At 54.9% G+C, this 19,370-nt stretch carries 15 protein-coding genes and 5 tRNA genes; 3 read left to right on the top strand and 17 right to left on the bottom strand.

The features are described from left to right. Positions 1-60 precede the first annotated feature (60 nt). From mprA to emrB, 3 genes are all read left to right on the top strand, one after another. Positions 61-591, top strand: a complete 531-nt coding sequence (gene mprA / locus ACTU3N_RS04790) for a transcriptional repressor MprA (protein ID WP_443084991.1) — start codon at positions 61-63, stop codon at positions 589-591. Between the two features lie 119 nt (positions 592-710). Further along, positions 711-1,883 (top strand): multidrug efflux MFS transporter periplasmic adaptor subunit EmrA, encoded by a 1,173-nt coding sequence (gene emrA / locus ACTU3N_RS04785; protein WP_443084990.1) that lies wholly within the window; start codon positions 711-713, stop codon positions 1,881-1,883. A 15-nt stretch (positions 1,884-1,898) separates the two neighbouring features. Beyond that, positions 1,899-3,431, top strand: a complete 1,533-nt coding sequence (emrB, locus tag ACTU3N_RS04780) for a multidrug efflux MFS transporter permease subunit EmrB (RefSeq protein ID WP_443084989.1) — start codon at positions 1,899-1,901, stop codon at positions 3,429-3,431. Between the two features lie 35 nt (positions 3,432-3,466). On the opposite strand, the gene luxS is transcribed toward emrB, so the two are convergent. From luxS to fdhF, 17 genes are all read right to left on the bottom strand, one after another. Next, complete coding sequence (gene luxS / locus ACTU3N_RS04775; protein ID WP_443084988.1) at positions 3,467-3,982, bottom strand: S-ribosylhomocysteine lyase; 516 nt, start codon at positions 3,980-3,982, stop codon at positions 3,467-3,469. A 155-nt stretch (positions 3,983-4,137) separates the two neighbouring features. Then, a complete protein-coding gene (gene gshA / locus ACTU3N_RS04770) occupies positions 4,138-5,682 on the bottom strand; it encodes a glutamate--cysteine ligase (RefSeq protein WP_443084987.1) in 1,545 nt (514 codons plus the stop codon). A gap of 80 nt (positions 5,683-5,762) precedes the next feature. Further along, positions 5,763-6,194, bottom strand: a complete 432-nt coding sequence (locus ACTU3N_RS04765; RefSeq protein WP_443084986.1) for a YqaA family protein — start codon at positions 6,192-6,194, stop codon at positions 5,763-5,765. Beyond that, on the bottom strand, positions 6,191-6,757 hold the full coding sequence (gene yqaB / locus ACTU3N_RS04760; RefSeq protein WP_443084985.1) for a fructose-1-phosphate/6-phosphogluconate phosphatase: 567 nt from the start codon (positions 6,755-6,757) through the stop codon (positions 6,191-6,193). The genes ACTU3N_RS04765 and yqaB overlap by 4 nt, the downstream gene beginning before the upstream one ends. Before the next feature lie 338 nt (positions 6,758-7,095). Then, a tRNA-Arg gene (locus tag ACTU3N_RS04755) sits at positions 7,096-7,172 on the bottom strand. 53 nt (positions 7,173-7,225) lie between these two features. After that, positions 7,226-7,302: transfer RNA gene (locus ACTU3N_RS04750), tRNA-Arg, on the bottom strand. Between the two features lie 114 nt (positions 7,303-7,416). Beyond that, positions 7,417-7,493: transfer RNA gene (locus ACTU3N_RS04745), tRNA-Arg, on the bottom strand. Between the two features lie 53 nt (positions 7,494-7,546). Then, a tRNA-Arg gene (locus ACTU3N_RS04740) sits at positions 7,547-7,623 on the bottom strand. A gap of 4 nt (positions 7,624-7,627) precedes the next feature. After that, positions 7,628-7,720: transfer RNA gene (locus ACTU3N_RS04735), tRNA-Ser, on the bottom strand. Between the two features lie 303 nt (positions 7,721-8,023). Beyond that, a complete protein-coding gene (gene csrA / locus ACTU3N_RS04730; protein ID WP_007370562.1) occupies positions 8,024-8,209 on the bottom strand; it encodes a carbon storage regulator CsrA in 186 nt (61 codons plus the stop codon). Positions 8,210-8,447: 238 nt separating this feature from the next. After that, positions 8,448-11,078: an alanine--tRNA ligase gene (gene alaS, locus ACTU3N_RS04725; RefSeq protein WP_443084984.1), complete on the bottom strand. Its 2,631-nt coding sequence runs from the start codon at positions 11,076-11,078 to the stop codon at positions 8,448-8,450. 129 nt (positions 11,079-11,207) lie between these two features. Further along, positions 11,208-11,708 (bottom strand): recombination regulator RecX, encoded by a 501-nt coding sequence (gene recX / locus ACTU3N_RS04720; protein WP_443084983.1) that lies wholly within the window; start codon positions 11,706-11,708, stop codon positions 11,208-11,210. Between the two features lie 68 nt (positions 11,709-11,776). Continuing rightward, positions 11,777-12,835 carry a recombinase RecA gene (recA, locus tag ACTU3N_RS04715; protein ID WP_443085101.1) on the bottom strand — a complete coding sequence of 353 codons (1,059 nt, stop codon included), beginning with the start codon at positions 12,833-12,835 and terminating at the stop codon, positions 11,777-11,779. Positions 12,836-12,929: 94 nt separating this feature from the next. After that, positions 12,930-13,427 carry a nicotinamide-nucleotide amidase gene (gene pncC / locus ACTU3N_RS04710; RefSeq protein WP_443084982.1) on the bottom strand — a complete coding sequence of 166 codons (498 nt, stop codon included), beginning with the start codon at positions 13,425-13,427 and terminating at the stop codon, positions 12,930-12,932. A 216-nt stretch (positions 13,428-13,643) separates the two neighbouring features. Then, positions 13,644-14,726, bottom strand: a complete 1,083-nt coding sequence (gene mltB / locus ACTU3N_RS04705) for a lytic murein transglycosylase B (protein ID WP_443084981.1) — start codon at positions 14,724-14,726, stop codon at positions 13,644-13,646. A 215-nt stretch (positions 14,727-14,941) separates the two neighbouring features. Beyond that, positions 14,942-17,218: a carbamoyltransferase HypF gene (gene hypF, locus ACTU3N_RS04700; RefSeq protein ID WP_443084980.1), complete on the bottom strand. Its 2,277-nt coding sequence runs from the start codon at positions 17,216-17,218 to the stop codon at positions 14,942-14,944. After that, positions 17,199-19,349 (bottom strand): formate dehydrogenase subunit alpha, encoded by a 2,151-nt coding sequence (gene fdhF, locus ACTU3N_RS04695; protein ID WP_443084979.1) that lies wholly within the window; start codon positions 19,347-19,349, stop codon positions 17,199-17,201. Before fdhF ends, hypF begins: the two co-directional genes overlap by 20 nt. Between the last annotated feature and the right edge of the window lie 21 nt (positions 19,350-19,370).

Raw genomic sequence — 19,370 nt, 5'->3', positions numbered from 1 at the left:
ATTTACTTTATTTGTCACTGTCGTTATTATATCGACTGCAATTAATGAGGTCATACCCAAATGGATAGTTCGTTTACGCCCATCGAGCAGATGCTCAAGTTTCGCGCCAGCCGCTATGAAGATTTTCCGTTTCAGGAGATTTTGTTAACCCGCCTGTGTATGCATATGCAGGGGAAGCTGCTGGAAAACCGCAACAAGATGCTGAAAGCTCAGGGTATTAACGAAACGTTGTTTATGGCATTGATTACGCTGGAATCTCAGGAAAACCATAGCATTCAGCCTTCTGAGCTGAGCAGCGCCCTGGGATCGTCCCGTACCAACGCGACGCGTATCGCCGATGAACTGGAAAAACGCGGTTGGATCGAGCGCCGCGAGAGTGATAACGATCGTCGCTGCCTGCACCTGCAACTGACTGACAAAGGTCACGATTTCCTGCGCCAGGTTCTGCCGCCTCAGCATAACTGTCTGCATCAACTGTGGTCATCGCTCAGCATCAGCGAGAAAGAGCAGCTGGAGCACATCACTCGTAAACTCCTGTCGCGTCTCGACCAGATGGACGAAGATGGCGTCGTTCTCGAGGCACTGCGCTAACGCGACAAGCTGCCCGAAAATCCAGGATAAATAACGAAAGGCCCGCACCTCACCGTGCTGGCCTTTCTGGCAAACAAACCGGCTGCGCCGGATCAAATAATAAGATCGTGGAGAAAAACATGAGCGCAAATGCGCAGGGCCAAACCCCGCAGCAACCGGTCAACAAGAAAGGCAAACGTAAACGCGCCCTTCTTCTGCTGACCTTGCTCTTTATTGTTATTGCCGTGGCATATGGAATTTATTGGTTTTTGGTTCTGCGTCATGTTGAAGAAACGGATGACGCCTACGTGGCAGGAAACCAGGTGCAAATTATGGCGCAGGTCTCCGGTAGCGTGACGAAAGTCTGGGCCGATAACACCGATTTCGTTAAACAGGGAGATGTGCTGGTCACGCTGGATACGACCGACGCGCAACAGGCGTTCGAAAAAACGAAGACACAGCTGGCGTCCAGCATACGACAAACCCGCCAGCTGATGATCAACAGCAAGCAATTGCAGGCAAGCATCGAGCTGAAAAAAACCGCCCTTGCCCAGGCACAAAGCGACTTTAATCGCCGCGTACCGCTCGGCAGCGCGAATTTGATTGGCCGCGAAGAACTGCAACACGCACGCGACGCGGTAACCAGCGCGCAGGCCGAACTGGATGTGGCGATGCAGCAATACAATGCTAACCAGGCGATGATCCTCAATACCCGCCTGGAAGAGCAGCCAGCGGTGCAGCAAGCCGCCACAGAAGTGCGTAATAGCTGGCTGGCGCTGCAACGAACCAAAATTGTCAGCCCGATAACCGGCTATGTCTCACGTCGCGCCGTTCAGCCTGGCGCACAAATCACTCCCAGCACCGCGTTGATGGCGGTCGTTCCCGCCTCAAATTTGTGGGTGGATGCTAACTTCAAAGAGACGCAGCTTGCGCATATGCGCATCGGCCAGCCGGCAACGGTAATCAGCGATATTTACGGCGATGATGTGGAGTACCACGGTAAAGTGGTCGGCCTGGATATGGGTACCGGTAGCGCCTTCTCGCTGCTGCCTGCGCAGAACGCAACCGGTAACTGGATCAAAGTGGTTCAGCGCCTGCCGGTACGTATCGAGCTGGATGCCAAACTACTTGCCGAACACCCGTTACGCATTGGTCTTTCCACGCTGGTGAAAGTGGATACTTCCGACCGTGAAGGCCAGGTGCTGGCAAGCCAGGTACGCACCAACCCGGCGTATGAAAGCAACGCCCGGGAGATTAATCTTGAGCCGGTCAATACGCTTATCGATGAAATCGTAAAAGCCAACGCCGGGTAATCTGAGGTGCGTGCAATGCAACAGAAACCGCTGGAAGGCGCGCAACTGGTCATTATGACCATTGCGCTTTCGCTCGCGACCTTCATGCAGGTGCTGGACTCCACCATCGCCAACGTGGCTATCCCGACTATCGCCGGGAACCTTGGCTCGTCTTTAAGCCAGGGAACCTGGGTTATCACCTCGTTTGGGGTGGCGAACGCGATTTCTATTCCGATAACCGGCTGGCTGGCGAAACGCGTGGGCGAAGTGAGACTTTTTGTCTGGTCGACAATTGCGTTTGCCATTGCCTCCTGGGCGTGTGGCATGTCTAACAGCCTGAGCATGCTTATCTTTTTCCGCGTGATCCAGGGGATTGTTGCCGGGCCGCTGATCCCGCTCTCGCAAAGCCTGCTGTTGAGTAACTATCCGCCTGCAAAACGCTCCATCGCGCTCGCGTTGTGGTCCATGACGGTGATTGTGGCACCCATTTGCGGGCCAATCCTGGGTGGTTATATTAGCGATAATTATCACTGGGGCTGGATCTTCTTTATCAACGTACCTATCGGTATTGTTGTTGTTCTGATGACGCTGCAAAGCTTGCGCGGCCGTGAGACCCGCACGGAACAGCGGCGCATTGATGGTGTTGGTCTGGCGCTGCTGGTCGTGGGTATTGGTAGTCTGCAAGTGATGCTCGACCAGGGTAAAGAGCTGGACTGGTTCAACTCGACGGAAATCATTGTGCTGACCATTGTTGCAGTCATCACTATCAGTTTCCTGATTGTCTGGGAGTTGACCGACGATAATCCCATTGTCGATTTGTCGCTGTTTAAATCGCGCAACTTTACCATTGGCTGCTTGTGTATCAGCCTCGCCTATATGCTCTACTTCGGTGCAATTGTTCTGCTGCCGCAGCTGTTGCAGGAGGTCTATGGATATACCGCAACCTGGGCAGGGCTGGCTTCGGCACCCGTTGGGTTGATTCCGGTGCTGCTGTCGCCGGTGATTGGTCGTTTCGCCCATAAACTGGATATGCGCCGCCTGGTGACATTCAGCTTTATTATGTATGCGGTGTGTTTCTACTGGCGAGCCTACACCTTCGAACCGGGGATGGATTTTGCTGCATCGGCGTGGCCGCAGTTTATTCAGGGCTTCGCGGTGGCGTGTTTCTTTATGCCGCTGACAACCATCACCCTGTCCGGACTGCCGCCGGAGCGCCTGGCCGCGGCGTCCAGCTTGTCGAACTTTGCCCGAACGCTGGCTGGCTCTATCGGTACATCCATCACGACCACGCTGTGGACTAACCGGGAGTCATTGCATCATGCGCAGCTGACCGAGTCAGTCAATCCTTATAATCCTAATGCACTGGAGGTTTATAACCAGCTGGAAGGGATGGGGATGTCGCAGCAACAGGCTTCCGGCTGGATAGCCCAGCAGATAACCAATCAGGGGCTGATTATTTCGGCTAACGAAATCTTCTGGTTTTCGGCAGGGGTGTTCCTGATACTGCTCGGACTGGTGTGGTTCGCGAAACCGCCGTTTGGTGCAGGCGGTGGCGGTGGTGCTCACTGAGAAAACGCCCTCTCCAGGGGAGAGGGCGTTTTGCGCTAGATGTGCAGTTCTTGCAGTTTTTCTTTCGGCAGGGCCAGCTCTTCATTGCTGTTGACGCGGACATCTTTTTCGATGATGTGACGCGCGATTTCCTGCGCTTCTTCCAGTGAATGCATCTGGTACGTTCCGCACTGGTAAACGTTCAGCTCGGGGATCTGGTTCTGATCTTTAACCTTCAGTACGTCCGCCATCGCCGCTTTCCACGCCGCGGCTACGCGTTGCTCATCCGGCGTACCAATCAGGCTCATATAGAAACCTGTACGGCAACCCATCGGTGAGATATCAATAATCTCAACACCGTTCCCGTTGAGGTGATCGCGCATAAACCCTGCAAACAGATGCTCAAGGGTGTGAATACCTTTTTCCGGCATCACTTCTTTATTCGGCGCGCAGAAACGCAAATCGAATACGGTGATGGTATCCCCGTGCGGTGTGTTCATGGTCTTGGCAACACGCACCGCAGGCGCTTCCATACGTGTATGATCGACAGTGAAGCTATCCAATAATGGCATTTAGTCACCTCCGCCAGTGATTATTTTTAAAAATAAAATGAACTCTTTTTCCCGATGCGAGTCTGAATATATGAAAGACGCGCATTTGTTATCATCATCCCTGATATTCAGAGATGTAATTTTTGGCCACAGCGATGTGGCCTTTTTCTTTTGCGTCAGGCATGCCGCGCAAGCAGCGCCTCGAATGATTCCGTATCTCCGGCTTCCACTTCTTTCTGGCGTGCCAGCGATGCGTTGCATTCCGCAATAAAGTCCGCTTCCGTCAGGATCTCCAGCGGCTCTTCACGCAGCTCTGAGCGATATTGATCGGCCAGTGCTTTACCTGTACCGCCAATTCCCTCATCGATCATGGTTCGCAGAATACGCGCCGAGAAAGTCAGTTCCGGATCGTCAAAGCTGGCAACCAGCCGTTCGCAGACATTTTCGTACTCATTGCCACCGTACACGCCATCAAGCGTTTGCGCTACCCGTTTCAGATCGCTAAACAGATCTTTGCCGACTTTCGCCAGCGGGAACTGCGCTTCTTCACACCCTATCCCAAGAGTCAGACCCGGTTTACGCCCTTCCAGAATCACGCGATTCCAGTTGGTGCGGGTACATAATAACTCATCGCTGCTCATTTCCGGCGCATCGGCCAGCACGCACCAGACCATAAACAGATCGAGGAAACGCACCTGTTGCTCGTCCACACCGATGGCCGTGAACGGGTTGATGTCCAGCGAACGGACTTCGATATACTCGATGCCGCCGCGCAGCAACGCATCCGACGGGGTTTCACCGCTGCGGGTCACGCGCTTCGGACGGATAGGGGCGTACAATTCGTTCTCAATCTGCAAAATATTGGTGTTAATTTGCAGATATTTGCCCTCTTTCTGCAATCCGATTTTTGCGTACTCCTCCGAAGGCGTTTTAATCGCGCGCTTCAGGGCAACGACATAATCGTGCAGGTTATTGAAGGTGATGCCGAGATTGCTTTGCGATTTGTTCGTATACCCCAAATCACTTAAGCGCAGAGACGTTGCGTAAGGCAGGTAGTACATACCCTTTGATGTTTTCTCAAAAGGTAAATTTGTCGGTTTCCCTTGCAGGAATGATGAGCAGATCGCCGGAGATGCGCCGAACAGGTAAGGGATCACCCAACCAAAGCGATAGTAATTACGGATCAGGCGGAAATAGCCTTCCGACACAGATTCTTTGTCCGTGCTGCCCGATTTCGCCTGCCAGAACGCCATCGGCAGAGAGAAGTTATAATGCACGCCGGAAATGGTCTGCATCAGCGCGCCGTAGCGATTTTTCAGCCCCTCGCGATAAAGCGTCTTCAGGCGGCCAATATTGGAGGTGCCGTATTGCGCCAGTTCAATATTCTGCCCTTGTTCGATATAGCACGGCATGCTTAACGGCCACATACGCTCGTCGCCTATTTTACGCGCAGCGTAACGGTGGATATCGCGCAGCAGCGTCAGCATATGATCGATATCGTCATCGACCGGAGTGATAAACTCCAGCAATGCTTCCGCGAAATCTGTGGTGATCCATTTATGGGTTAATGCAGAACCAAGCTCTGCCGCATGGCCGGTGGTTGCCAGCGAACCGTCTGCGTTAACGCGCAGGGTTTCGCGCTCAAGCCCGCGTTGGATTCCTTTAAGAACCTGAGGGTGTTTTTCCAGCCAGGACAAAGCCTGTGATACGTCCGGGATCAAATTGACCTCCCGCCTGTAATAATCATTTTATTAAGCATAATTGTAATGGTTGACGATTAAAGGTCACTCACTCAATCCAATTAGTGCCACCACGTCATACCTTGTAGCGTTGCGAGAGCGAGAATCACATAGCGCAACGCTTTACCAAGGCATAAAAAAGCCACTACTGGCCCCCATGAGAGGCGCATCCAGCCTGCCAGCAGACACAACAAATCGCCTATAACAGGCATCCAGCTCAATAACAGCGCCGCCGCACCGTAACGCCGGAGCCAGCGCGCTGCTTTTTCCTGCCCACGTGAAGTCATTTCACGCCGTGGAAAGAAACGCCCAAGGATAACGTTAGTCAGGCCTCCAAGGCTATTACCCATTGTTGCTATTACGATAAGCAGCCAGGGCTGGCTGACGCCTGAGAGCAACATAGCAACCAGCGTCACTTCAGAGTTGCCCGGCAAAAGCGTAGCGCTGAGAAAACTGCTGGCAAACAATGTTGCAAGCGGCAGCGCGTCACTCACAATAAGCGTACGTCGACAACGTCCATACCGGCAGAATGCGCGGCCTGGATACCAAAATCTGCATCTTCAAACACCACGCACTGTGCTGGCTCAACGCCCATTTGTTGCGCGCAAAGCAGGAACGTATCGGGTGCGGGTTTATGGTTTTGTACGTGATCGGCAGCGACAACCGAGTGAAAATAGTGGCGCAGGCCGAGGTGCGCCAGCAGCGCTTCAGCAAGGCTGCTTACGCTACCCGTGCCGACGGCCATCGGGCGTCGACCGTGCCACTCTTTAACCACGTCGATAAGCGGCAAAGGGCGCACGCTATCCAGCAAAATTGCTCTCACTGCTTCGGTCTTTTCCTGCGCCAGCTGGTATGCGTCTAAATCCGCTTCATTCATTTCAATGACCCACTGGGCGATGCGCCAGGTCGGTGAGCCATTCAGACGCACCATTGACGGCTCGTCAAAGCGCAAACCGTATCGCCCCAGGACTTCTCGCCAGGCTTTTCGGTGAGCCGGCTCAGTATCCAGGATGGTGCCATCCATATCAAAAATCAGACCCGCGTAACGTTCGTACATCGTGTTCTCACAAACCAGATATCAGGAGGTTACTTTAGCGTAAACAAGGATTTTTGTCGCTGCCAGCGAATGACAAGCACAAGGAATGAGCGTTTTAAAAAATTTACTGCGGAAAATTTTTGCCGGGAAAGCAAGCATATAAAGAAGGTGAATAAATAGGCGCAGAACGCGTGAAAGAAAGGTTTAATTATTGATGTGCGGGATAAGGTGCATCGGGAAGGATGGCTCGGCGTCGCCTCGCCCTGCGGGCCATTGCTAAAGCAACGTTATTTCCCCGGGTACCTGCTGTAAAGCCACCAAATCTGAGAAAGCATTCTTTGATGTTATCTCGCGAAATATGGTGCATCCGGGAGGATTCGAACCTCCGACCGCTCGGTTCGTAGCCGAGTACTCTATCCAGCTGAGCTACGGATGCATCAGGGTACTGCTTTGACGGCAAAACAACGCTTAGCGCTATTTTGCTGAATATGGTGCATCCGGGAGGATTCGAACCTCCGACCGCTCGGTTCGTAGCCGAGTACTCTATCCAGCTGAGCTACGGATGCATCAGGGTGCTGCTTTGACGGCAAAACAACGGATAGCGTTATTTTGCAGAATTTGATGGTGCGGTAAGGTCGCAAGCCCTGAGAAAACACTGACTGGTGTAATCTCGCAGAATATGGTGCATCCGGGAGGATTCGAACCTCCGACCGCTCGGTTCGTAGCCGAGTACTCTATCCAGCTGAGCTACGGATGCATCAGGGTACTGCTTTGACGGCAAAACAACGCTTAGCGCTATTTTGCTGAATATGGTGCATCCGGGAGGATTCGAACCTCCGACCGCTCGGTTCGTAGCCGAGTACTCTATCCAGCTGAGCTACGGATGCAAAATGGCGGTGAGGCGGGGATTCGAACCCCGGATGCAGCTTTTGACCGCATACTCCCTTAGCAGGGGAGCGCCTTCAGCCTCTCGGCCACCTCACCACACGCCTCTTACGAGTGCTTCGAAGAACTTGTTTAAGCTCATCGTCGCTGCGTGGCGCACATATTACTTTCTGGGACTTATAAGTCAAACACTTTTTCCAGCCCCTGAATCGATTGCACACTTCGCAGACAATTAGCCTGTAAAAAGGTCAAAAAGGATGTTTTATCAGCAGAAATTCTTCCGCCGCGCGCAATAGGAATAGCGAGCCGATAGGGAAAAATTGATATGAAGAGACGGAACGTGCAGACAATGAGGAAGGCATGTTGCGTCTCGCCGGGGTGCAGCGAGACGCGATAATAGCATCAGTAGTTGGACTGCTGTGATTTTTCAGCCTGGATACGCTGGTAGATCTCTTCACGGTGAACAGATACTTCTTTAGGAGCGTTAACACCAATACGTACCTGGTTACCCTTAACCCCTAATACAGTCACAGTGACCTCATCCCCAATCATGAGGGTTTCACCAACTCGACGAGTCAGAATCAGCATTCTTTGCTCCTTGAAAATTGAAAAGAGTCGGGTCTCTCTGTATCCCGGCATTATCCATCATATAACGCCAAAAAGTAAGCGATGACAAACACCTAAAGTGTAAGCAGTCACGGCATTACATTCTGTTAAACTTAAGTTTAGCCGATATACAAAACTTCAACCTGACTTTCTGTTATCAATAGCGTAGAGGCAACAACGCCATAACTGCAAGGTTATGGCGTCTGCTTTCGCTTTGTAATTATGACAATTTAGCGCTTACCCAGCCCTGAACACTCGCGAGTGCTGCAGGTAACGCGGACGCATCGGTGCCGCCAGCTTGCGCCATATCCGGGCGCCCGCCACCTTTGCCGCCAACTTGCTGGGCAACCATACCAATCAATTCCCCTGCTTTCACGCGATCGGTCACATCCTTAGAAACGCCCGCAATCAGAGAAACCTTCCCTTCCACTACAGTAGCAAGAACAATGACCGAAGTACCGAGTTGGTTCTTCAGGTCGTCTACCATAGTACGCAACATTTTTGGTTCGACACCAGCCAGCTCACTCACCAGCAGTTTCACGCCGTTGAGATCGATAGCTTTGCCGGACAGGCTCGCGCTTTCTTGCGCCGCCGCCTGCGCTTTTAGTTGTTGCAACTCTTTTTCCAGCTGACGCGTACGCTCAATGACAGCGCGTACCTTGTCGCCGAGATTCTGGCTATCGCCTTTTAACAGTTGCGCGATATCGTGTAATTGGTCGCTCTGCGCATGCAGGCTCGCAATGGCACCTTCGCCGGTGACTGCTTCAATACGACGCACACCTGCCGCTGTACCTGACTCCGACACGATGCGGAACAGGCCGATATCGCCGGTGCGGGAAGCATGCGTACCGCCGCACAGCTCGGTGGAGAAATCGCCCATGCTTAGTACCCGCACGCGCTCATCATATTTCTCGCCAAACAGCGCCATGGCGCCCTTCGCTTTCGCCGCCTCCAGATCCATGATGTTCGTTTCGACAGGCAGGTTACGGCGAATTTGCGCGTTCACCAGATCTTCGACAGCACGGATTTCAGCCGGTTTCATGGCTTCAAAATGGGAGAAGTCAAAGCGCAACGCTTTATCATTCACCAAAGAACCTTTTTGAGCAACATGTGTTCCCAGCACTTCGCGCAGCGCAGCGTGCATCAGATGCGTTGCCGAGTGGTTCAGGCGGATGCGCGCGCGACGCGCTTCGTCGACTTCAGCTTTGACGCCATCGCCTACTTTCAGTGAACCGGCGGTGAGTTTGCCGAGATGACCAATCGCCTGGCCATATTTTTGCGTATCGTCGACACAGAACGTAAAGCCGTTGCCTTTCAGCTCGCCTTTATCGCCAACCTGACCGCCGGACTCTGCATAGAACGGAGTTTCGTCAAGCACGACGACCGCTTCCTGACCTGCGGCGATCGCCTCAACCGGCTTACCATCAACAAACAGCGCGGTAACTTTACCGTTCAGTTCCAGATGATCGTAGCCTTTAAATTCAGATGCGCTATCCACGCGGATCATCGCGTTATAGTCAGCGCCAAAACCGCTGGACTCACGCGCACGGCGGCGCTGCTCTTCCATTGCGGCTTCAAAGCCAGCTTCGTCCACTTTAATGTTGCGCTCACGGCAAACATCAGCGGTGAGATCCACCGGGAAACCATAGGTGTCATACAAACGGAACGCTGTTTCACCGTCCAGCGTATCGCCCTGCAGTTTTGCCAGCTCTTCATCAAGCAGCGCCAGACCACGCTCCAGCGTGCGGGCAAACTGCTCTTCTTCGGTTTTCAGCACCTGCTCAACCTGCGCCTGCTGGCGTTTCAGGTCTTCCCCTGCTGAACCCATTACATCAATCAGCGGGCCAACCAGTTTATAGAAGAACGTCTCTTTTGCGCCCAACATATTGCCGTGGCGAATAGCGCGACGAATGATACGACGTAGCACATAACCACGGTTTTCATTCGATGGGATAACGCCATCCGCTATCAGGAAGGCACAGGAGCGAATATGGTCGGCGATGACGCGCAGGGATTTATTGCTTAAATCCGTAGCGCCGGTCACTTTCGCCACCGCTTCAATCAGCTTAACGAACAGATCGATTTCATAGTTAGAGTTCACGTGCTGAAGAACTGCCGCGACGCGCTCCAGGCCCATGCCGGTATCCACCGACGGTTTTGGCAGCGGTTCCATGGTGCCATCAGCCTGGCGGTTAAACTGCATGAAGACGATGTTCCAGATTTCGATATAACGGTCGCCGTCTTCTTCTGCGCTCCCCGGAGGCCCACCCCAGATATGATCGCCGTGGTCGTAGAAAATCTCTGTACATGGGCCGCAGGGGCCGGTATCACCCATTTGCCAGAAGTTGTCAGAGGCGTACGGAGCGCCTTTATTATCACCAATACGGATGATTCGCTCGCGCGGGATGCCAACTTCTTTTTCCCAAATTTCGTAGGCTTCGTCGTCCGTTTCGTACACCGTCACCCACAGACGCTCTTTTGGCAGATTGAACCAGTTTTCGCCGGTCAGCAGTTCCCATGCATACTGGATAGCATCATGTTTGAAGTAATCGCCGAAGCTGAAGTTGCCCAGCATTTCAAAAAATGTGTGATGGCGCGCGGTGTAACCGACGTTTTCCAGATCATTGTGTTTACCACCGGCACGCACGCAGCGTTGTGCGGTCGTCGCGCGGGAATAATTACGCTTGTCGAGCCCAAGGAACACATCCTTGAACTGATTCATCCCGGCGTTGGTAAACAGCAGAGTCGGGTCGTTATTCGGCACCAGGGAGCTGCTGGCAACTACCTGATGTCCCTTGCTATGGAAAAAATCGAGAAACGCCTGACGGATCTCAGCGGTGCTCTTGCTCATAATTATCCTGAAATCAAGCTAACGAAATGTGGTAACAGGCCGCCGCCATTACATGGCAAACTCACCTGCTACTGGAAAAAGTGGGAATAAGATAAGTTTTCTTTAGTGCGAAGTAAAATCCCTAAGCGCTTAGTCGGCAAAATTTCGCCATATTTCCTGAATATCTTCCTGCAAATACCCCCGATACAGCAAAAAACGCTGCACTTTTACCTTCGCCGTAAATTCTGTCGGCAACGGCTCCCCATATTTGCGCAGAGCCTGCTCACGGGCATTAGCGCTCCAGTCGATATCGCACTCGCGCATTGCGTTTTCGCTCACTTGCCGCTCAATTCCTTTCTGGTTTAACTCCTGGCGGATACGCGCCGGGCCATACCCTTTTCGCGCACGGCTGGCAATAAACTGGCGAACAAAGCGCGCGTCGTCGAGAAAATGATGCTCCAGACACCAGCTTATTACTTGCTCAAGCTCTTCATCCGTAATATCAAGCTTTTCCATTCCGTTCTTTCCCGGCACCAGCGCAACCAGCTTGCGGCGCAGCTCCTGCTCGCTATGGTCACGCATCGCCAGAATACGCATCGCACGATCGCGCAGGCGAGGAAGCGCAGAGCGGCGGGCAGAATTTTCAGTCATGGCAAAATCCTGTGGCGGTAAAAACGCAAAAGGGCTGCATCAGCAGCCCTTGGTCATTGTTCAGATTATCAGAAATCTTCTTTGGTTTCTTCGACGCCTTCGCCGCCGTCATCGACCGTGAACTCAGCTGCGGAATTCTGGTTACTGAGCAGAATTTCACGCAGTTTTTTCTCGATCTCTTTCGCCGCAGCCGGGTTTTCTTTCATCCAGGATGTTGCATTCGCTTTACCCTGGCCAATTTTGTCGCCGTTGTAGCTATACCAGGCGCCCGCTTTTTCAATAAGCTTCTCTTTTACGCCAAGGTCAACCAGCTCACCATAGAAGTTGATACCTTCACCGTAGAGAATCTGGAATTCAGCTTGTTTGAACGGCGCAGCGATTTTGTTTTTCACCACTTTTACGCGGGTCTCGCTACCAACCACGTTATCACCCTCTTTCACCGCACCGATACGGCGGATATCAAGGCGCACGGAGGCATAGAATTTCAGCGCGTTACCACCGGTGGTGGTTTCCGGGTTACCGAACATCACGCCAATCTTCATACGAATCTGGTTGATAAAGATAAGCAGCGTGTTGGACTGCTTCAGGTTGCCCGCCAGTTTACGCATCGCCTGGCTCATCATACGTGCCGCGAGGCCCATGTGAGAGTCACCGATTTCGCCTTCGATTTCCGCTTTTGGCGTCAGAGCAGCCACGGAGTCAACAACCAGTACGTCAACCGCACCGGAGCGCGCCAGCGCATCACAGATTTCCAGCGCCTGCTCACCGGTGTCCGGCTGGGAACAGAGCAGATTGTCGATATCAACACCCAGCTTGCGGGCATAGATTGGGTCCAATGCGTGTTCCGCATCGATAAACGCACAGGTTTTGCCTTCGCGCTGCGCGGCGGCAATAACCTGCAGGGTCAGCGTCGTTTTACCGGAGGACTCCGGCCCGTAGATTTCGACGATACGGCCCATCGGCAGACCGCCTGCGCCCAGGGCGATATCCAGAGAAAGCGAACCGGTAGAGATAGTTTCCACGTCCATGGAGCGGTCTTCACCCAGACGCATGATGGAGCCTTTACCGAATTGCTTTTCGATCTGACCCAGTGCGGCCGCAAGCGCCTTTTGTTTGTTTTCGTCGATAGCCATTATTACTCCTGTCATGCAGAGTGAAGCGCGTTGCGCTCCGACTGATTTATATTCTGTTGAGGCAATTATACTGTATGGTCATACAGTATCAAGTATTTTGTAGAAAATGTTGCCACAAGATTTGCAATGCCCGGCTCGTTGCCTGCCGACGCACCTCGTCACGCGAACCGGTAAAACACTCGCGCTGCGTGATACCCTGCCCATTGGCGCAGGCAAAACCGAACCAGACTGTGCCGACAGGTTTCTCCTCGCTGCCGCCATCCGGCCCGGCAATACCGCTAATAGAGATAGCGTAGTCCGCACGCGCGGCTTTCAGCGCGCCGATAGCCATTTCGACCACCACCGGTTCACTGACTGCGCCGTGCGCCTCAAGCGTGGCGGGCTTGACGCCTATCATCTGCGCTTTCGCTTCATTGCTGTATGTCACAAAGGCGCGCTCAAACCAGGCAGAACTGCCGGCAACATCAGTGATGACCTTTGAGACCCAACCGCCGGTGCAGGACTCCGCAGTCGTTAGCGTCGCGCCCTGGGCTTTTAGCGCACGCCCGATGCGCTCACTCAGCTGCATTAATTCATTATCTGTCATGGTAGCTCCCCCCAAAACCGTGTCGCAAAAGATAACACTTTCCACAAAAAGAGGGAGACGGAATAAGGAATTTACGAGGCAGCTTCCGAAAAAAAAGCGAGAACACCGGTTGAGTCGATATGCGCCCGGCACAGGGTATTTTCAACGTCATGAGTAAAACCATGAGCCAGGCGAGCAAAGAGCGCGATGTTGCCCCCTCCCGCAGGAGGGGAATGCTTAGCGAATACGCGCCAGCGAAACAGCCTGACCAAGCTGCCAGACAGCCATTGCGTAATGGGTGCTGTGGTTGTAGCGGGTGATGGTGTAAAAATTAGGCAAACCGTACCAGTACTCGTACCCGGTACCGATATCAAGGCGCAACAGGCTGGCCTGTTGATGATTGCCCAACGGCTGCTGTGGCGTCAGGCCCGCCGCCGCCAGTTGGCCGATGCTGTAATTGGTTTTAAAACCGTTGGCCATCCCGGCGGCCTGGCCGTTGGCCGGTACCGCCACCAGATCGCCTTTCACCCAACCATGCTGTTTGAAATAGTTCGCCACGCTGCCAATCGCGTCTACCGGGTCCCACAAGTTAATGTGCCCATCGCCGTTGAAATCCACAGCGAACTCTTTATAGGAAGACGGCATAAACTGGCCGTACCCCATCGCGCCAGCGAAGGAGCCTTTCAACTCGAGCGGGTCGTCGCGCTCATCACGCGCCATTAGCAAGAAAGTTTCCAGCTCACCGGCAAAGTACTGTGCGCGACGCGGGTAGTTGAACGCCAGCGTCGCCAGCGCGTCAAGAATACGGGTTTTCCCCATGATCCGGCCCCAGCGCGTTTCCACACCGATAATACCGACAATGATTTCCGGCGGTACGCCATAAACTAACCATGCGCGATTGAGCGCATCTTCATATTGATTCCAGAACCCGACGCCATTTTGCACATTATCCGGGGTGATAAATTGCTTACGGTAGCGCAGCCAGGCGCCGTTTGGCCCGGGGGGAGCCGCCGTGGTGGGTGCCTGCCTATCCATCAGGCGTAATACATAATCCAGACGCTTAGCCTGGGAGAGGATTTCATGCAGTTGCTGGCGATCGAAGCCGTGCTTACTCACCATTTCGTCGATAAATCGTTCCGCTGCCGGGTTGTTGGCGAAGTCTCCGCTGGTCATCAACACATTGTGCTGCGGTTCGAGCAGAAAGCCGCCGGAAGGTGCGGGCGATACGGTCTGTGAGGTTTGCGCATGCGGGGGTTTACTGCTACAGGCACAGAGCATAACAAACGCAGGCAATAACGCTGCGTAACAACGCTTCAACATGGGACATCCAAATAAACGAATTCAGCCAGGTGCAAGTATGGTAAAGCATCTGGCTGGCGACAAGGAAGTCACGAAGAAACAAAAAATCCAGTGAATGTCATTGCTTATAAAATACACAACATCCTGGCTTTACCTCCGGTATGCACCACCACCAGGCGCGAGGGAAAACTGCGCGATTTTGTGCTGAGCAGGCACCTTTTACCCTGCCGGAAGCGCTAGCGTATTAGCCGCGCAGCGGCGACCAGCCCCTGACCAAACGCAATGGCGCCATCCCCTGCCGGTAGCTGCTGAGGAAATAACAGCCTGAAGTCTGGCAAATGCACGCGCAGGCGCTGTTTTAGCAAGCGGTTATGCAGCACGCCGCCGCTGAAAACCAGCGTTGTGATGCCCTGTTTCTGGGCGTGCTCGCGCGCCAGCGCGGCAAAACCGGCGGCGAGCGCATCATGAAACGCCCACGCACGCTGCGCCGGGCTGGCCTGCCAGCCGAGCCACTGCTGCCAGAACGTCGCCAGATCAAGTGTGCGCCCACACACGGGCAGCGTAACCGGGTGAGTGACGCCCTGGCTGCTCGCGGCAAGCGCCTCCAGCCAACAGGCGGCTTCGCCCTCATAACTTTGTTGCAGCGGCGCGCACCCCAGCGCGCAGGCCACCGCGTCAAATAAACGCCCGCAAGAGGAGGCCAGCGGTGAATTAATACCACGCTCTATGGCGCGCGCCAGCACGGCATAGTTCTGCTGTAAAAGCGTAGTCTGCTGTAAAAGCGGGGTCTGCTGCAAAAGCGTGGCGGTTTGTGCAGAGTGCTGCCAGTCCGGCACAAACGCCAGCATCTGCGCGAGCAAATTGCGCCACGGCTGCCGGGCCGCCAGATCGCCGCCAGGCAGCGCCACCGCCGGGAGCCCGCCAAGATGCTCGCACTCGCGGTAATTCACCCGCAGGCATTCGCCGCCCCATAACGCGCCGCCCTCGCCCATACCGATCCCGTCAAGCACAACGGCTATCACATCGCCGCCCGCCAGCGGCCATCCGTGCTCGCCCAGGCATGCCACGGCGTGAGCATGATGGTGCAGCACCGTTTGTACCGGTAAACCGTAACGCTGCGCCCACTGATTTGTGCAATAGCCAGGGTGAGCATCAACGACCACGTACTGCGGGGTAAAATCATAGATGGACTGCATCAGGCCCAGCGCCTGGCGCCACTGGTTTTCCACGCCCTCATCGCTTAAATCGCCAAAATGCGCCCCCGGCACCGCGCTGTTACCCCGCAGCAGGCAAAAGGTGTTTTTCAGCTCCGCGCCGAGGCACAGCAGCGCCGGGATATCCGCAAACCCCGGCGGGAGCGCCAGCGCATCCGGGACATACCCGCGCGAGCGGCGCAGCATCTCGCCATCTTCGCGCACAACTGAGTCGTCCATTCGCTGCACAATGTCACGGTTATGCAGCAAAAAACCGTCGGCAATTTCCGCCAGTTCGGCGGTTGCCTGCGCATTGGTGATGGCGGGCGGCTTACCGCTGAGATTGCCGGAGGTCATCACCAGCGGGCGTTGCAGCGCCTGTGCCAGCAGATGCTGGAGCGGGTTGGCGGGCAGCATCACGCCGACTTCGTCCAGCCCTGGTGCTATGGCCTCGCACAGACCATGTACGCGCGACTTGCCCACCAGCACAATGGGCGCGGCAGGCGAGCTTAATAACCGTTGCGCTTTCTCACTCAAACCCGCCGTGCCTGGGAGCATCACCGCCAGCGGTTTTGCCGGGCGATGTTTGCGCGACCGAAGCCGTTGCACCGCCGCCGCGTTCCCCGCATCGCAGGCAAGGTGAAACCCACCGATGCCTTTTACCGCGACGATGCCCCCCTCTTTTAGCAGCGCAATCGCCGCCTGCAACGCCTCTTCCCCGGCGGCTTGTTGCGTATCCTTGCGCCATGCAAGCTGTGGGCCGCATACCGGGCAGGCCACCGGCTGGGCGTGGAAGCGCCGGTCATAAGGGTTGCGGTACTCGGCCTCGCAGTCCGGGCAGAGCGGGAACGCGGCCATCACGGTAAAGGGGCGGTCATAGGGCATGGCGTTGATAATGGTGAAGCGCGGCCCGCAATGGGTACAATTAATGAAGGGGTAGCGGTAGCGACGCTCGCCGGGCGTGTTCATCTCCGCAAGGCACGCCGGGCAGGTTGCCGCATCGGGGACAATTTGCGTATTCATTGCCCCGCCCGCGCTGTGGCGGATGGTGAACGTTTGCGGCGGGCTGTGCCAGCTAAAAGGCGTCGCGGTGATGCTGTCGATACGCGCCAGCGGCGGGCACTGGGCGCGAAGACGGTGCAAAAAATCCTGCGCATCACCCAGCAGGCGGATCTCCACACCCTGGCCATCATTACATACGTCACCTTTGCGGCGAAGTTGCTGCGCCAGTTGCCAGACAAAGGGGCGGAATCCCACCCCTTGCACCTTCCCGCACACGCGCAGGCTAACACCGTTGCTGTTATTGCATGGCTGCGTCACGCAAACGACTCTTCATCTGTTGATACGTGGTCTGAGTGTACGCCTCCGCCCACGCCTGATCGTTGATCGCACTCAGCCGAACCGCGCAATATTTGGTTTCCGGGGTTTTTGATATCGGGTCGAGGTTATCCTGCGTCAGCTCATTACAGGCACCGATCCACCACTGGTAGGTCATATAGACGCTGCCTTTATTAATGCGGGCGTTCACATCAGCACGCGTAATGACTTTGCCGCGACGCGACTCCACCCAGACAAGCTGTCGGTCCTGCACGCCAAGCGCTTCGGCATCCGCCGGGTGGATCTGCACAAAGCCCGGCTCATCGGCGAGCGTCTGGAGCGCCGCACAGTTGCCGGTCATTGAGCGACAGGAGTAGTGCCCGACCTCGCGCACCGTGCTGAGTATCAGCGGGTATTGCGCATCGGTCAGCTCCGCAGGCGCTCGCCAGGGAGCGGCAAACAGATGGCCTTTGCCGTCCGGCGTATCGAACCGGCTGTTCTGATAGAGATACGGCGTGCCGGGGTGTTCCAGCGTCGGGCATGGCCACTGAACATGGCCCATATCGCCCATTTTTTCGTATGTCACGCCGTAGAACAGCGGGCACAGCTCGCGCAGCTCATCCCAGATTTGCTGGTTGTTGTCGTACTGCATTGGGTAGCCCATCTCGCGGGCAATCAGGCTGATGATTTCCCAGTCGCGCTTGACGTTGTACTGCGGCTCGATGGCTTTTTCAAAACGCTGAAAGCCGCGATCGGCACAGGTAAAGACACCGCCGTGCTCGCCCCACGACGTGGCGGGCAGCAGCACATCCGCCTGCTCGGCGGTTTTGGTCATAAAGATGTCCTGCACCACAATAAAATCAAGCGCGGCAAAACCTTTACGTACCAGGCCCAGATCCGCTTCGGTCTGCAACGGATCTTCACCCATGATGTAGTAAGCCTTCACTTTGCCTTCCAGCGCCAGGTGCGGGACTTCGGTGATGCGCACGCCAACTTTGTCATCCATCAACGCGGCGTCGATGCCCCACGCGCGGGCGAATTTTTCCCGCACCTTTGCATCCGTCACATTCTGATAGCCAGGAAACTGGTTGGGGATAACGCCCATATCACAGGCACCCTGCACATTGTTCTGCCCGCGCACCGGGCCAACGCCCACGTTCTCACGCCCGAGATTACCGGTTAATAAAACAAGACTTGAAAGACCTTTGACGACATCCACCGCCTGGCCGAATTGTGTCACGCCCATCCCCCACATAATGGTGGCCGATGGCGCGGCGGCAAACGTGCGCATCGCCTGGCGCACCTGGCTTGCGGGCACGCCGGTGATATGCTCTACCGCTTCGGGCGCATAATCTTTGACCGTTTCCCGGTAGGCGTCCAGCCCGCTGGTGTTGCGTGCGACATAATCCTTGTCATAAAGCTCCTCTTCCAGCAGCACATAGCCAAACGCATTCACCAGCGCCATATTGCAGCCATTATTCAGTTGCAGATGCTGATCGGCGATGCGCGCGGTTTCGATCCGCCGGGGATCGCAGACGATAATTTTGGCACCTTTTTGCCGCGCTTTTATCACTCTTCTGGCAACAATAGGATGCGAGTCGGCACAGTTGTAACCGAACACCAACAGGCAGCTGGAGTTTTCGATATCGTTGATGGAGTTGCTCATCGCGCCGTTGCCGAGGGTCTCCTGCAACCCGGCAACCGAGGGGCCGTGGCAGACGCGCGCGCAGCAGTCGACGTTATTGGTATGCAGCACGCCGCGGGCAAATTTCTGCATCACATAGTTGGTTTCGTTGCCCGTACCGCGTGACGAACCGGTGGTCATAATGGCGCGCGGGCCAAATTGCTGTTTGATTTCGCTAAGCCGTTTTGCGGTATAACGAATCGCTTCTTCCCAGGAGACCGGGGTAAGTTTGCCGCCTTTCTCATAGCGGATCATCGGCTGGGTCAGGCGCGGCGTCAGGAGTTTGGTATCATTGAGAAAGTCCCAACCGTAGTAGCCTTTCAGGCATAATTCGTTCTGGTTAGTCTGGCCGTCGGCCGCTTCCGCGCGGATGATTTTACCGTTATCGACCACCAGTTTCAGTTTGCAGCCCGCGCCGCAATAAGGGCAAACACTCGTTATTTTTTTCATCAGTAACAGACCTGTTAAAAG

Source organism: Vagococcus sp. WN89Y (genome assembly GCF_052220145.1).
In the GTDB taxonomy this organism is placed as follows: Bacteria; Pseudomonadota; Gammaproteobacteria; order Enterobacterales; family Enterobacteriaceae; genus Kosakonia.
This window is presented reverse-complemented; position numbering and strand designations above follow the sequence as displayed.